The organism is Lentzea sp. NPDC006480 (genome assembly GCF_040611995.1).
Classification (GTDB): domain Bacteria; phylum Actinomycetota; class Actinomycetes; order Mycobacteriales; family Pseudonocardiaceae; genus Lentzea.
Genome location: NZ_JBEXPJ010000004.1, coordinates 1 through 14,595, shown reverse-complemented (window position 1 = coordinate 14,595; position 14,595 = coordinate 1). Strand labels below are relative to the sequence as shown.

Here is a 14,595-nt window from a genome sequence, read left to right as displayed (position 1 = left end):
TCGGTCACCCTAGAGAGTGGATCTCCCGTTCACAATGCGTGCTTGCTCAACTCCGGGTTGTTTCCCACACTTCAGCGCGTTCCGCACACCTTGACGCGCTCCACTTCGCCGAAGCTCTTCACCCATTCGGAGTCCGTGAGCCGCGCTTCGTCTTTTTCACACATCTTCTTGATGATGCGGCCGGCGTCGAGGACGTACGGCAGCAGCTCGGGGTTGTCCGCACCGGAGCGAACGAGGAAGTCGCCGTACTGCGGCCGGTACATCGGCTGCACGCCCCGGCCCTGCCCGGTCACGTACGCGAGCCGGTCCGCGGGGCGTCCGGACGTGTACAACTGCTGCACCTCGAAGATGTTCTCGCGCACCACGGCCACGCGGCCGTCGTCGGTGAACGTCACGTGCGCGTTCGACCTCGTCACGCTGTCGACCGTCGCGCGCAGCACCGGGGCTCCGCTGGGCACGCGCTGCCAGACCTGGACGATGCCCTGCGGCGAGTGCTCGACGGCGAGCCAGCGGCCGTCGCTGCTGTAGGTGAGGCTGCGGACGTAGACGTTCTGCGGCAACGGCGGCGCGGCGGAGGTGAAGGTGCCGCCGACGTTCCAGAACTCGAGTGTCGTCGTGCTCCTGGTCGCGTCCCACACCCCGGTCGCGAGCTCGCGGCCGTCGTAGCTCAACGCCATGGTCCCGGCGTCGCGCACCGAGGCGGGCAACGGCAGCGGGCGCGGGTGCCTCGGGTCGCCGAGGTCGTACAACGCGGTGCGTTCGGTGCTGTCCGGCGTCGGCAGCCCGAACTCGTCGACCCCGCCGATCTTGCCGGCGACCCGCGAGCCGTCCGCGCTGATGTCCATGACCCGGAACCGGTCGTCGAGCGCGGTGAGATAGGTGATGTCGTTGGCGCTCTTGACGTCCCACAGGTGCTGACGGCCGGTGGCGTCCTTCGTGACGGCGCGGTGCTCGGCCAGCTTGACGACCGTGTGCCGGTCGAAGAACCGCTTGCCCGGCAGCGCGCGGTCCTCGTCGAGGCTCCACATGCGGTCGGTGCCGTCCTCGTCGGTCACCGCGGCCAGCTCGCCACGCGGCGCGACCTGCACGCTCGCGTTGTCCGCCGGTGTACCGGTGAACGGGATGCCGTGCGTGACCGCGTTGGCCAGCCGCAGCACCTTCTCGGCCTCGATCGACGGGTTGACCGTGTAGCCGACCAGCGCGTACTTGTCCGCGTACGGCTGCCGCTGCTCCATCAGCGCCTCGGACTCGGAGATCGCCTTGCCGCCGAGCTCCCGGTCGTGCAGCTCGGTGAGCTTGCGCTCGTTGGCCAGCGCGTAGACGACGGTGCCGGGCACGAGTGCGAGCAGCACGGCCATCACCGCGATCAACGCCGTGGAGCGCCGCGTCTCGCGTCTGGCGCTGATGTCGACGAACCGGCGTTCCTGCACGGTCAGGAAGTCGCCGAGGTCCTTGGCCTTGCGCAGCCGCGCGCCCCGGTAGAGCGCCAGCGGGTCGCGCTCGCTCGCCTCCCACAGCTCGATCGCGGTGACGAGCTGCTGGTGCGTGCCGAGGTTCTCGCGTTCCTCGTCGATCCACTCGGTGAGCCTGGGCCAGCGCAGCACCGCGTCGTGGGCGAGCTCGGCGCCGTCCTCGGTCAGCGTGACCAGCCTGGCCTTGGCGAGCAGGCCGAGCAGCCGCGGGTCGAGGTCGAGCCTGCGGGTTCTGCGTTGGGCGATTCCGTTGCGCTGCAGGGAAACCAGCCGCAGGAAGACTCTCTTCGCCGCTCTTCTGTCGTCCTCGTCCAAGCCCTCGAAGAAACCGGTCGCCGCCCGCGCGACGACGTGCTCGATGCCGCCGGCCTCCTCGAACCCGGCCTGCGACAACGTCATGCCGCGCTTGCGCCGCCACGTCTCGGTGAGCACCTGCTGCACCAACGGCAGCGCGTGCTGGTTCGCGGCGTCCGCGACCAGCCGGGCGATCACCGCGGTCTCGACGGTCGCGCCGATCTTCGCGGCGGGCTCGGTGATCGCACGGCGCAACTGGTCCGCGCTCATCGGCTCGATGACGATCTCGTGGCCGCCCAGGTCCGCGCACCGGTCCCGCTGGTCCGCGCGGACCGCGACGACGACGTGCGGGCAGCGGGTCAGGGCGGTGACGAAGTCCTGCTGGTCCAGCGCCTGCTCGAAGTCGTCGACGAGCAGCGTGAGGCCGGGCCGGTGCTGGCGGATCCGCAGCCGGACGTGGTCGGGGTCCTGCCGGAACTCGTCGGCGAGCTGCTCACCGGTGGTGTTCTCGAAGACCTCCGCGAGGGCGGCGGCCAGGTCTTCGAGCGCGTTCTCGCCGGGCGTGATCACCACTGCGTCGTCGAGGGCGGGTTTGAGGCCGGCGGCGAGAAGGGAGGTCCGGCCCGCGCCCGACGCTCCGACGAGCACGGTGAGCGGCTTGGTCCTGGTCGACTCGACGATCTGCTCGACGAGGCACTCACGCCCGAAGAACCTCTTCGCGTCGTCCTCGCCGAACGGCTCGCGCCCTGGATACGGTGTGTTGGGATGCAGTGGCAGAGCGTGTTCGGCGGCGAGCTCACGCCACCTGCGGGTCCAGGGCGCGGGATCGCCCTCGCAGGCCCGGACGAAAGCCAGCGTCAGCGCGAGCGACGGCAGCTTGCGCCCGCCCGCCGCGTCGGACAACGCCGTGGGCGAGTAGTTGGCCCGCCGAGCCAGCTCGCGATAGCTCGGTTTACCGGCGTGGTCACGCAGTCTGCGCAGGTCACCGGCGAACTTCAACAGCGCGGTGTCCTCCGGACCCAGCGGTCGTTCCCCTCGTGGCATGCCGCCTCCCGGCCGGATTGTCCACCAGAGGTTCGCCCGGCGTCTAACACCCCGCTAACCCGTCACCATCCGGACGATCGCCTGGGATCGGTCAACCCCGCGAGCTGGAGCTGGAAAACCCCCGGTTCAGGCGTGGGAGCGGGCTGCGGAGGGTTGTCCGGGTTGCGGAACGTGCCGGTCCCTCGCCGTACGCCGAGCGCGTACAGCGACAGCTCGACAATCTCAGTCACGGCACGGCGGCGCGAAGTCGAGGTCGCCGAAGTACCGCTCCCACTCCTCGCGGGTCATCTTCTTGATCACCTGCTCGCAGATCCGCACCGCCGGATCGCGCAGGTCGACGTTCCACAGCCGCACCGCCTTGTCCGCGCCGCCCGTCACCACCTCGTCGCCCTTGGGCGTGAGGCCGACCGCGGCGACCGGCCCGACGTGAGCGCGCAGCAGGGCCTGCTCCACCGGGTCGTGCTGATCTTTGAGCCGCCAGAGGCGCACCAGGCCGTCGTCCGTGGCCACCGCGACGCTGTCGGTGCCGAGCCAGGCCGAGGTGATCGCACCGCCGCCGGACGGGATCTCGGCGCGCAGCACGGGATCGCGCGGGTCGGTGGTGTCCCAGACGTGGACCGCGGTGGTGGCGGTGGTCAGGAGGAGGTTCTGGCCGGCGAACTGGGCCGAGCCGGCGAACTCCTTGGTCAGGGACACGAGTTCGGGGCTGCGCGGGTCCGAGACGTCGACGAGGTGGACGGAACGACCTGTGGTGGTGGCGGCGAGGAGGTGGCCGTCCTCGCGGAAAGCCATGCCCGCCAGCGGACCCAGGTCGAGCTGGGTGCTGAGCAGCAGCTTGGGGTGCTCGCTGCGCAGGTCGGTCCAGAAGCTCAGCGCGCCGTCGTGGTCGGTGGTGACGAGAGTCGTGCCCTGCCAGGCGATCGCGGTGGCGCGGGCCGGGAGGGCGGCCAGCTCGCGGGGTTTGCCGAGCGAGACGTCGACGACGTGCACCGCGCCGTCGTCGCCCGCGGAGGCGACCAGGCCGCCGGTCGGGTCCATGGCGAGCGCGGTCACGGCTCCGGAATGCCTGGTGGCTTCGTGGGACGTGCGCGGGGACGGCAGGTCGTCGAGGTCCGTCAGCTCCACCGTGCCGTCGCGGTGACCGGTGACGACCTGTTGCTGGGTCGGGCCGACGACCAGTGCGGTGACTTCGGCCTGGGCGTTCCACAGGACCTGGGTGGGCACGTCCTCCTGGCGCAAACCGTTGCGCGCCTGGGACAACGGCACGAGCTGATACGCGGCGAGGGCCACCTGCTGGGCCAGGTCGGGGTTGGTGGAGCGCAACGCGGCGGCCTCCCCCACGGCTTTCAGGACGACGGCGGCGGCACGTTGTTCGGCAGCGTTCTCACTGGCCTGCAAGGCGAAGACGGTCGAGCTGGCGGCGATCACGAGCAACGTCGCCAACACGGCGAACAGCTGGCGCTGGCGGCGGGTGCGTCTTCGTGCGCTCGTGGAGACTTCTTCCTCGGCGGCGAGGCTGGCCGCCAGGAACGCGCGTTCCCTGGAGTTCAACGCGAGGCCGGGCGGGACGTTGGTCAGTCGGCGGCCGCGGAACAACGCGCCGGGGTCGCGGTCGAGTGCCTCCCAGGTCTGCGTGGCGTGCGTGAGTTCGCGCTGTGCCTTGATGTTCTCGCGGTCTTCTTCGATCCACCCGTGCAGCGCGGGCCAGCTGCGGATCAACGCCTCGTGCGCCAGTTCGACGCCGTCGCGGTCGATGACGACGAGCCGGGCGGCGGCCAGCGCCAGGACCACGTCCTCGTCGGCTTCGAGCTCGTCCTGGTGAGCACGACGTTTCGTGTCCTCGGCGGTGACGAGCCGGAGCAGGATTCGTTTCGCCTGCTCCTGTTGCGCGGGCGTGAGGCTGTCGAAGACCTCCTGCGCGGTGCGGGCGACGGCGTGCTCGACGCCGCCGACCTCCTCGTACGCGGACAGCGTGAGCGTCATGCCGCGGCGGTGCAGCCAGGTCTCCGCGAGTGCGTGGGACAGCAACGGCAACACCGCTGCCTGCCCCACCGCGTCGGCCATCAGCCTGGCCAGCAACGAGGTCTCGATCTTGGCGCCCGCGACGGCGGCGGGTTCGGTGATGGCGAGGCGCAGCTCGTCGGGCGTCATCGCGCCGACCATGACCTGGCTGCTCTTCAGCACCTCGACGAGCTCGGGATAGTGCGCGCAATGCCCGTAGTAGTCGGCGCGCACGCCGATGACGACCTTCGTGCAGTTCGTGAGCGCCGCGATGAGCCACGTGCGCAGCTCTTCGCTGCGGCACAACGTGAACAGCTCCTCGAACTGGTCCACGACGACGAGGTGCTCGTGCTTCTGGGGCAGCACCTCCGGATCTTTCAGCTCGTCGGCCAGCTCCACCGCGTCCGCCCCGGTGAGCAACGCGAGCGCGATGGCGCACTCCTCCACCGGGTTCGCACCGGGCGTGAACAGCAGCACCGGTTCTCGGGTGCGGGCGATGAGACCGGCCCGCAGCAACGACGACTTCCCCACGCCCGACGGCCCGAACACGCCGGTGAACCGGTTCTTCGTGGCGAGCAGCTCGGCCGTCAGCCGCTCGCGTCCGAAGAACTTCGGCGCGTCACCCGGCTGGAACATCGCCAGCCCGACGTACGGGCTGTCGTTCGCCCCGTGCGGTGCCGACTCGGCGACCTCGTGCCACCGCCGCACCCATTCCTCCGGGTCGGCGTCGCACGCTTTGACGTACGCCTTCGTCACCGCGAGGCTCGGCAGCTTCCGCCCGCCGGCCGCCTCGGACAACGCGGCCGCCGAGTAGTGCGCCCGCCGGCTCAGCTCCCGGTAGGTGGGGCTGCCCGCCCGCTCCCGCAGCCGGCGCAGATCCGCGGCGAACTGCAGCAGACCGCTCTCGCCCTGGTCGAGAGGGCGTTCCCGTCTCGGCATCCCGTCATTGTTCAGAGAACTTTGTTCAGCGGCCAACGCGTGACCGTGAACAACCCGTTCGCCCTAACGTCGGAGGTTGGGGAAAAGCCCGGTGCTTTCGCCCCGAACCGGCGCCGGAGTGGCCGTGGGTGGCCTCGCGTTGCTGCCACCCACGGCTCAGCTTCCCGCCGGCACCCATGTCCGCAGTTGTTGTCAACCTCCGGACACCGACCGCGGACAACGAGGTCGTCCCTAAATTCGGTGGTACCGATGACGAGGGGACGCTCGCGATGTCCGTTGACTCAGTCACTGATCCTCCGGCCACAACCGCCCGGATGGTCTGCGAGATGGTGCGCGGCGTCCTGCTGAACTGGCCGGGCGAACCGCCCAAGCGCATCCCGGCCGGCACGAAGTTCATGGTCGAGGAGTGGGTCGGCGAGGGCTGGTACCGCGGCCGGCTCCCGGACGACCCGAGGCCCACGCAGATGCACGCACGGGACCTCGGTCTCCCTTCCGGCTCCTGATCTCAGCACACCGGCACGCGCTCGACGTCCGAGAGGTACTTCGCCCAGGCCGCGTCGGACAGCTCCGGGTCGCCGTCGCAGAGGTCGCGGATCGTGCGGTCCACGTCAGTCGCCGGTCGGCTCGGGCGGGGCGGCGATGGCACGCCGGCGTCGTTCCCGCTCCTGGTCGTCGCCGTCGCAGACCCTGACGTGGGCCAGCGTGGCGGCGAGCGTCAGCAGCTTCTTGCCGCTGGCGGCGTCGGAGAGCGTCGCCACCGAGTAGTGCGCGCGTGCAGCGAGGGCTCGGTACGACGGTTTGCCCGCCTTGTCGCGGAGCTTGCGGAGATCGGCGGCAAAGCTGCCGAGCTCGGTCTCTTCGCTGTCCAGCGGGCGTTCGGTGCGTGGCATGTCGGTCTCCCCATGTGACCGCTTGTCCACACCCTGTTGTTCAAAGCGCATGGCCGACCCCTTACAACGTGTTCGCTCGTAGCGTTTTCGCTGCAGGTGGTGATCGGGGGATCGCAAGCGCCCCTCCGGTTCTTGGGGGACCGGAGGGGCACGGGGATTGACTCAGAGTGTGATCAGAGACCGACGAGCTTGTAAAGGCCGCCGACTTCCTGGCGGTTCAGCACGCGCATCGAGCCGGGGCGCTGGTTGCCGAGGGAGACGTCACCGACCGCGACGCGCACCAGCGACTGCACCGGGTAGCCGACGTGCTCCATCAGGCGGCGCACGATGTGCTTGCGACCCTCGTGCAGCACGATCTCGACGAGCGCCTTGCCGGGGACGGCGCTGATGAGCTTGAAGGAGTCGACCTTGACCGGGCCGTCGTCGAGCTCGACGCCCGCCTTCAGCTTCTTGTTGAGACCCTTCTCGACCGGGCCGGGCACCTCGGCGAGGTAGGTCTTCTTGACGTTGTAACTCGGGTGCATCAACCGGTGCGCGAGCTCGCCGTCGTTGGTGAGCAGCAGCAGGCCCTCGGTCTCGGCGTCGAGCCGCCCGACGTGGAACAGCCGCTCCGCGCGGTTGCGGACCAGGTCGCCCACGCACGGGCGGCCCAGGTCGTCCTCCATCGTCGACAGCATGCCGAACGGCTTGTTCAGCGCGATCGTCACGACGTCCTCGCGGATCTGCACCCGCACGCCGTCGACGTGCACGACCGCCGTCTCGGGGTCGATCCGGCGCCCCTGCTCGCGCACGACCTTGCCGTCGACCTGGACGCGGCCCTGGTCGATCAGCTCCTCAGAAGCGCGGCGCGAGGCGATCCCCGCCTGTGCGAGCACCTTCTGCAGGCGCACGCCCTCGTTCTCAGACATCGTCGATCGCATCCACTTCGGGCAGCAGCGGCGCGATTGGAGGCAGGTCTCGCAGTGACGAGAGCCCCAACCGCTCCAGGAACAGTTCGGTCGTGCGGTACAGGATCCCACCCGTGTCGCTGTCCGTGCCCGTCTCCTCGATGAGCCCCCGCGCGACCAGGGTCCGGATCACACCGTCCACGTTGACGCCGCGAACCGCCGCGATCCGCGCCCTCGTAACAGGCTGCCGGTAGGCGATCACCGCGAGCGTCTCCAGGGCCGCGCGGGTGAGTTTCGCGCGCTGGCCGTCGAGCAGCAGCTTCTCCACGAACGGGGCGTACCGGTCTCGCGTGTAGAACCGCCAGCCGTCCCCCGCCCTGCGCAGGTCGATGCCACTGCCGGACTCGGTGTACCGGGTGGAGAGTCTACGGAGTGCCTCCTTGATTCGCTTAACCGGCTGCTCAAGGGCACTGCTGAGCTGGTCTTCGGCGATCGGGCTGTCCACGACGAGCAGCACGGACTCGAGCGCGGCCTCGAACTCGGCGTCGTCGGCGAGGTCCGGCAGGCCTGAGTCCTCGATCGCTTCTTCGGGGGCGGCCGCGAGCAGCTGGGCTTCGAGCTCGGCGGCGTCGGCGGCGTCCTCGGGGTCGGCCACGGGTTCCGGCTCTGCCTCGGCGGGCTCGGCGGCGTCCTCGGCGGCGTCCTCGGGGTCGGCCACGGGCTCCAGCTCTGCCTCGACTGGCTCGGCGGCGGCGGGCTCGGCGGCGTCCGAGTTGTCCACAGGCTCGGCCTCTGACGTGGCGTTTTCGTCGGTGCCGCCCGATAGACTGGAAACCGGGGGGACCCCCGCAGCCTCGTGCTCAGCAACTTCGGCCCCGACGGCCTGCGCAAGCTCCTCGGGCTCAACAGCTTCAGGCTCGACCTCCGCCTCGGACGCGGCGGCTTCCGGCTCGCCCGCTTCCGGCGCAGCAGCGGTGCCGCCTTCGCCTTCGTGGTCGTACGCCGGGCCGGGGTTCTCGACCTCTGCCGCGTCCGGTCCCACCAGTGGCTCGCTCATCAGCCGTAGTCCTCGTCCTCGTCGCCGGCGTGCACCTGTGCCTGCGCTTCCTCCAACGTCCCACCGACCCACGTCACCTGCAGCGGCCCGAGCGGGTCCTCCTGCTCGAAGGCCAGCGACTTCTCCCGGTACAGCTCCAGCAGCGCCAGGAACCGCGCCACGACCTCCATCGTCTCGGTGCAGTCCGCCACGATCTCCGAGAACGACGTCGTGCCACGCTCGATCAGCAACGCACGCAAAGCATCCGCGGTCTCGCGGATCGACACCCGGTGCTGGTGGATGTGATCGACCGACAGGGTCCGCTTCTGCTTCGGCCGGAACGCGGCCGCCGCGATCAGGGCGAACTTGTCCGGCGTCACCCCGAGCATCACCTCGGGCAGCAGGCCCTCGAACCGGGGCTCCAGCGACACCGACCGCGGATACCGCCGGAAAGCACCCTGCTCCAGCTCGGCGAAAAGGGCCGCCACCTGCTTGTACGCCCGGTACTGCAGCAACCGCGCGAACAGCAGGTCACGCGCCTCCAGCAACGCGAGGTCGTCCTCGTCCTCGACATCACCGGCAGGCAGCAGACGGGCGGCCTTCAGGTCCAGCAACGTCGCCGCGATCACCAGGAACTCGGTGGTCTCGTCGAGGTCCCAGTCGGAGCCCATCGCGCGGATGTGCGCGATGAAGTCGTCGGTGACCGTGTGCAGCGCCACCTCGGTGACGTCCAGGGTGTGCTGCGAGATCAGCTGCAGCAGCAGGTCGAACGGGCCCTCGAAGTTCGTGAGCCGAACCTTGAACTTGCCGTCGTCGACCGGAGCGTCAGGAACTTCCTCTGTCACTGCTCGCGCAACCTGCGTACCAGCAACGACGCGTCACCGTGCGTCTCGAGGTCGTCCAGCACGATCGCGATCGCCTCGCGCACGACACGCCCGCGATCGACGCCCAGGCCGTGCGAGCCGCGCAGCAAGAGCCGCGCCTGCTCCAGCGCCATCAGCTCCTCGTCGGACACGTACACCGTGATCTTCGTGGTGTGCTTCGTGCGTCCCGAGCCACGACGCTGCTGCGGCGGCTCAACCGAGTCAGAAACATCGGAAGGCGCAGGAGAAGAGGTCAGCCGGAAGAGCTCAGCCGCCCCCGGCAGTGAAGGGCGACGGCTCACCGGGCGATCACCTCGCGGGCCAAAGCGCGGTACGCGTTGGCACCGGAAGAACGAGGGGCCCACCGCGTGATCGGCTCACCCGCGACGGTCGTCTCCGGGAAGCGGACCGTGCGGTTGATGACCGCGTCGAACACGATGTCGCCGAACGCCTCCACGACGCGGGCCATGACCTCGCGCGAGTGCAGCGTGCGCGGGTCGTACATCGTGGCGAGGATGCCGGTGATGTTGAGCTTGGGGTTCAACCGTTCCTTGACCTTCTCGATGGTGTCGATGAGCAGCGCCACCCCGCGCAGCGAGAAGAACTCGCACTCCAGCGGGATCAGCACTCCGTCCGCGGCCGCGAGGGCGTTCACCGTGAGCAGGCCGAGCGAGGGCTGGCAGTCGACCAGCACGTAGTCGTAGTGGTCGATGACGGGGCGCAACGTGCGCACCAGCGTGTGCTCACGCCCCACCTCGGACACGAGCTGGATCTCCGCCGCCGAGAGGTCGATGTTGCTCGGCAGCAGGTCCATGTCGTCGACCATGGTCTTGCGGATGACGTCGCCGACGGCGGTGTCACCTTCCATGATCACGTTGTAGATCGTGGTCTCCAGCTGGTGCGGGTGCACGCCGAGACCGACCGACAGCGCGCCCTGGGGGTCGAAGTCCACCAGGAGCACGCGTCTGCCGTACTCAGCGAGGGCCGCGCCCAGGTTGATGGTCGACGTCGTCTTGCCGACGCCGCCCTTCTGGTTGCACACCGCGAGGATCTTCGCCGGGCCGTGGTGCAGCAGCGGCGGCGGATCCGGGATGTAGCGGCGTGGTCTGCCCGTCGGGCCGATTCCATCGCGCTGTTCCTGAGCGACGTCGTCCACCGGCGCGGCGTGCGGAGCCAGGTTCAGATCGGCACGGGGCGCGAAAGCGTGCTCCGGTGTCGACATGGCTGGCGTTCCCTCACTGGTCGTAGTCGTCTCTCCGGGCGCAGCCTAGGCCGCACCCGTGCGAGCGGCAACGCGCCTCGCCGAGCTTTGTCAAGACTTTGTTACGCCGGAACATCCGCTCGTGTACGCCTGTCGGCCGCGGAAAGCACCACGTCGAGCAGGCCCGGGAAGAGAAGATCCAGGTCGTCCCGGCGCAGCGACACCCACCGCTGGTTGCCGCGGCAACGTGTTCGGGTGATGCCAGCTTCGCGCAACACGCGCAAGTGCTGGGAAAGGGTCGACTTCGCCACGTCAACCTCGAAGGCCCCGCACAGCCGTTCCCCGCTCAACTGGATCTGGCGCACGACCGCGAGCCGGGTCGGGTCGCTCAGCGCGTGCAGCACGGCGGCTAGATCGATGGCCTGTGGGGACGGCTCGTCCAAGTTCGGCACTCGTCCACCGTACCCGTGGAAGCCTCATGTTCCAGTGGCCCGAGGGTGTGCAGTTGCGTAGACCTCCCTCAAAGTCGTAACGGTTACCAGTGTGTACACCTGAGTGGTCGTAACCGATGCATGCCCGAGAAGTTCCTGCACCACCCGAACGTCCGCACCCCCTTCCAACAGATGGGTGGCGAACGAATGCCGCAACGTGTGCGGTGACACCGCGGCGGTGATTCCGGCATCCTCCGCGGCGGTCTTCAGCACCGTCCACGCGCTCTGCCGCGAGAGCCGTCCACCGCGTGCGTTCAAGAACAACGCAGGCGTCCCACGACCCTTCGCCGCCAACGCCGGCCGAGCGCGCACCAAATAGGCGTCCACTGCGGCCAGTGCCGGTCGTCCCACCGGAACCAGCCGCTGTTTCCCGCCTTTTCCGTCCAGCAGCACTGTCCGTTCGGAAGCGTCGATGTCGTCCACATCGAGCCCGACGACCTCGGAGATCCGCGCGCCCGTCGAGTACAGCAACTCCAGCAACGCCTTGTCCCGCAGGTTCCCCACGGTGTCGAGCAGCGTAAGGACATCGTTGACCGGTAATGCTTTCGGCAGCCGCTTAGGAGGCGACGGCGGGTGCACGGCCCGTGCGGCGTCATGCGGCACAACGCCTTCCCTGTGCGCGAAGCGGTGCAACCCGCGCACGGCAACCAACGTGCGAGCCGCCGACGACGCCGCAAGGCCACTCTCGCGCAACGCCGCCAGGAACTCGCTCACCTGGATCTCGGTCACCGCGCCCAGATCCGTGACACCTAGACCTTCCAGGTGCTCGGTGTACCGGCGCAGATCGCGTGTGTAGGAGTCGAGCGTGTTGCGTGCCGTGCCGCGTTCGACGGCGAGGTGGTCGAGATAGCTCGCCACCAGATCAACGATCACGCCAGCCCTTCCAGAACTATCTCGCCATCGCGCGCGTTGACACCCTTCGCCAGCGCCGGATCGTCCGCCACAGCTCGTTCAAAACCCTTGTCCGCCAACGCGAGCACATACGGCAGCGTCACGTTCGTCAGCGCGTACGTCGACGTGTTCGGCACCGCGCCGGGCATGTTCGCGACGCAGTAGAACACGGAGTCGTGCACGCGATAGGTCGGGTCGTCGTGCGTCGTCGGCCTGGTGTCCTCGAAACAGCCGCCCTGGTCGACCGCGATGTCCACGAGCACGCTGCCGGGACGCATCCTGGCCACCAGCTCGTTGCTGACGAGCTTCGGCGCCTTCGCCCCCGGCACCAGCACCGCGCCGACCACCAGATCCGCCCACCGGCAGGCCTTCTCGACCTCGTAGACGTTCGACGCGATCGTCTGCAGGTGCCCGCGGTAGGTGAAGTCGATCTGCCGCAACCGGTTGACGTTGTTGTCCAGCACGATGACCTCGGCCTGCATGCCGACCGCCATCGTCGCCGCGTTCATCCCCGCCACCCCCGCGCCGATCACCGCGACCTTGCCCGCCGCCACGCCAGGAGCGCCGCCGAGCAGCACACCCCGCCCGCCTTGGGCCCGCTCCAGGCAGTGCGCGCCGACCTGAGCCGCCATCCGCCCGGCGATCTCGCTCATCGGCGCGAGCAACGGCAGCGACCCGTCCGGCAGCTGCACCGTCTCGTAGGCGATGGCGGTGATACCGGCGTTGACGATCGCCTTGGTGCACTCCGCGCTCGCCGCGAGGTGCAGGTACGTGAAGAGCACCTGATCACGGCGCATCCGGTGGTACTCGGGCTCGATCGGCTCCTTGACCTTCAGCACCAGGTCGGCGAGACCCCACACCTCGTCGGCGGTGGCGGCGATGCGCGCGCCCGCGGAGATGTACTCGTGGTCCGGAAAAGACGAGCCCGCACCGGCGTCGTGCTCGATGACGACCTCGTGCCCGCGGCGCACCAGCTCGACCACGCCCGCAGGGGTGATGGCGACGCGGTACTCGTGGTTCTTGATCTCCTTTGGGACACCGACCAGCATCGTCGCAGCGTATTCCCGATATCGATCTCCTGCATCGGATAACGTGCTCAGCCGTGTCAGAAGCATTCGGGCCAGAGCAGCAGCGCATCGGCAACCAGCAGCGCGAAGAGGCGATCACCGCGCTCAACGACCACTTCGCGCTGGCGCGGCTCGACATCGGCGAGTACCAGGCACGGGTGAACCGCGCGTCCGCCGCGCAGTCCTACTTCGAGCTGGCAGAACTGTTCCGCGACCTGCCGCAGCCGCACCCGCCGTTCCTCGCGCCGCCGTCCGCGCCGTTCGCCGCCGTGCCCCCGCCGCCTCCGGGCTTCCCGCCCCCGCCCCAGCCGCAGCCCACGCAGGCGTACTACCCGCCGCCCACGGGCCAGCAGTACGCCGTTCCCCCGCCGCCTCCCGGCATGATGCCGCCGGGCATGGGCTACCCGAACCCGTCCGCGCCGTACGGCTACCACCCGGTCACCGGGATCCCGTACTCGGACAAGTCGAAGGTCGCCGCGGGCGTGCTGCAGCTGTTCCTCGGCCACTTCGGCGTCGGCCGCTTCTACATGGGAGACACCGGGATCGGGGTCGCGCAGCTGCTGACCTGCGGTGGTTGCGGGATCTGGGCGTTGATCGACGGGATCATGATCCTGGTCAACGGCGGCACCGACGCCGAAGGGCGCCAGCTCAGGGACTAGGTGACTCGGCGGCCGCCTTGATCGAGGCGGCCTCCGTCTCCACGTACCGCCTGGTCAGCGACTTCGACATCAGCCAGCCGATCCCGGCGAGCGCACCGGACACGGTCAGGGCGAGGGTGAGCCGGCTCCCGTCGGGGTGCGGTTCCACGTCGTGCGAGGCGACGACGGTGACACCGGCCGTCTTCGACTCCCAGGTGTACGAAGTTCCGCCGGTCAGCTCGGTCACCGTCCACACCGCCGGGGACAGCTTCGGCTGCGACAACTTCGTGCGCGAACCGAGTGCCAGCGGTCCGTCGTCGAGCCGTTCCACGGAGTCGACCGTCGGAATCCGCTCCGGCCAGCGCTCGACGTCGACGATCAGTTCCCAGACGCGTTCGGGCGGGGCCGCGATGACGACGGTGTGCTGCAGGCCGGGCATGGCCAGAGCCTAGATCCCGGCGAGATTGCGGGCCACGCCCCAAACAGCCGCAACGGCGATGACGGCGACGCCGACCGGCTTCGGCACGGTTCGCCGCTGGCCTGTCCACTTGTCCCGCGTCCACCGCGAAAACAGCCACACGGCCAACGGCACCCCAAGCACCAACATGACCGCGTTGAAGTGGAACGCCGCCACCACATCCCCGTGCAGCAACGCGTGCACCATCCGCGTAACCCCGCACGCCGGGCAGTTCAACCCCGTCAACCAGTTGAACGGGCACTTCGGCAACAGGTTCCCGGGCTTGTTCGGATCCACGAACATCAACAACGTGGCCCCCGCCGCCGCCCCGGCGAGGGCGTGTCCGGATGGCTGGGGTTCGGCACGGCGGGCTGCCTCGACGTCACCCCGCTGGTCGGCGTCTGCTTCCGCCGCTACGACGACG

15 protein-coding genes are annotated in these 14,595 nt (G+C 69.3%); 2 read left to right on the top strand and 13 right to left on the bottom strand.

Annotated elements, in window-relative coordinates; all coding sequences use genetic code 11:
- Positions 1 to 71: 71 nt before the first annotated feature.
- Both ABZX92_RS02840 and ABZX92_RS02835 read right to left on the bottom strand, forming a co-directional pair.
- Complete coding sequence (locus tag ABZX92_RS02840) at positions 72 to 2,810, bottom strand: helix-turn-helix transcriptional regulator (protein WP_355553023.1); 2,739 nt, start codon at positions 2,808 to 2,810, stop codon at positions 72 to 74.
- 222 nt (positions 2,811 to 3,032) lie between these two features.
- Entirely contained in the window at positions 3,033 to 5,750 is a 2,718-nt protein-coding gene (locus ABZX92_RS02835; protein WP_355553020.1) for a helix-turn-helix domain-containing protein, read from the bottom strand.
- Positions 5,751 to 6,019: 269 nt separating this feature from the next.
- Between ABZX92_RS02835 and ABZX92_RS02830 the strand changes: the two genes are divergently transcribed.
- Positions 6,020 to 6,253 carry a hypothetical protein gene (locus ABZX92_RS02830; RefSeq protein WP_355553017.1) on the top strand — a complete coding sequence of 78 codons (234 nt, stop codon included), beginning with the start codon at positions 6,020 to 6,022 and terminating at the stop codon, positions 6,251 to 6,253.
- Between the two features lie 105 nt (positions 6,254 to 6,358).
- On the opposite strand, the gene ABZX92_RS02825 is transcribed toward ABZX92_RS02830, so the two are convergent.
- The 9 genes from ABZX92_RS02825 to ald form a co-directional block, all read right to left on the bottom strand.
- Positions 6,359 to 6,640 (bottom strand): helix-turn-helix domain-containing protein, encoded by a 282-nt coding sequence (locus ABZX92_RS02825; RefSeq protein ID WP_355553014.1) that lies wholly within the window; start codon positions 6,638 to 6,640, stop codon positions 6,359 to 6,361.
- A 173-nt stretch (positions 6,641 to 6,813) separates the two neighbouring features.
- Positions 6,814 to 7,548 carry a pseudouridine synthase gene (locus ABZX92_RS02820; RefSeq protein ID WP_355553011.1) on the bottom strand — a complete coding sequence of 245 codons (735 nt, stop codon included), beginning with the start codon at positions 7,546 to 7,548 and terminating at the stop codon, positions 6,814 to 6,816.
- Positions 7,541 to 8,584 (bottom strand): SMC-Scp complex subunit ScpB, encoded by a 1,044-nt coding sequence (gene scpB / locus ABZX92_RS02815; protein ID WP_355553008.1) that lies wholly within the window; start codon positions 8,582 to 8,584, stop codon positions 7,541 to 7,543. Before scpB ends, ABZX92_RS02820 begins: the two co-directional genes overlap by 8 nt.
- Positions 8,584 to 9,408: a segregation/condensation protein A gene (locus ABZX92_RS02810; protein WP_355553006.1), complete on the bottom strand. Its 825-nt coding sequence runs from the start codon at positions 9,406 to 9,408 to the stop codon at positions 8,584 to 8,586. The genes scpB and ABZX92_RS02810 overlap by 1 nt, the downstream gene beginning before the upstream one ends.
- A complete protein-coding gene (locus ABZX92_RS02805; protein ID WP_355553004.1) occupies positions 9,405 to 9,728 on the bottom strand; it encodes a hypothetical protein in 324 nt (107 codons plus the stop codon). Before ABZX92_RS02805 ends, ABZX92_RS02810 begins: the two co-directional genes overlap by 4 nt.
- Entirely contained in the window at positions 9,725 to 10,648 is a 924-nt protein-coding gene (locus tag ABZX92_RS02800; RefSeq protein WP_355553001.1) for an AAA family ATPase, read from the bottom strand. Before ABZX92_RS02800 ends, ABZX92_RS02805 begins: the two co-directional genes overlap by 4 nt.
- A gap of 101 nt (positions 10,649 to 10,749) precedes the next feature.
- Positions 10,750 to 11,079 carry a helix-turn-helix domain-containing protein gene (locus ABZX92_RS02795; RefSeq protein ID WP_086668375.1) on the bottom strand — a complete coding sequence of 110 codons (330 nt, stop codon included), beginning with the start codon at positions 11,077 to 11,079 and terminating at the stop codon, positions 10,750 to 10,752.
- 24 nt (positions 11,080 to 11,103) lie between these two features.
- Positions 11,104 to 11,979, bottom strand: coding sequence for a site-specific tyrosine recombinase XerD (xerD, locus tag ABZX92_RS02790; protein ID WP_355553308.1), 876 nt, complete (start codon positions 11,977 to 11,979; stop codon positions 11,104 to 11,106).
- Between the two features lie 8 nt (positions 11,980 to 11,987).
- Positions 11,988 to 13,058 (bottom strand): alanine dehydrogenase, encoded by a 1,071-nt coding sequence (ald, locus tag ABZX92_RS02785; protein ID WP_355552999.1) that lies wholly within the window; start codon positions 13,056 to 13,058, stop codon positions 11,988 to 11,990.
- A 53-nt stretch (positions 13,059 to 13,111) separates the two neighbouring features.
- On the opposite strand from ald, the gene ABZX92_RS02780 reads away from it, so the two are divergent.
- Complete coding sequence (locus ABZX92_RS02780) at positions 13,112 to 13,735, top strand: NINE protein (RefSeq protein ID WP_355552996.1); 624 nt, start codon at positions 13,112 to 13,114, stop codon at positions 13,733 to 13,735.
- Here the strand turns inward: ABZX92_RS02780 and ABZX92_RS02775 are convergent.
- On the bottom strand, positions 13,725 to 14,153 hold the full coding sequence (locus ABZX92_RS02775; RefSeq protein WP_355552993.1) for an SRPBCC family protein: 429 nt from the start codon (positions 14,151 to 14,153) through the stop codon (positions 13,725 to 13,727). The genes ABZX92_RS02780 and ABZX92_RS02775 overlap by 11 nt on opposite strands.
- A 9-nt stretch (positions 14,154 to 14,162) precedes the next feature.
- The coding region (locus ABZX92_RS02770; RefSeq protein ID WP_355552990.1) for a DUF2752 domain-containing protein at positions 14,163 to 14,595 on the bottom strand (433 nt) is incomplete at its 5' end.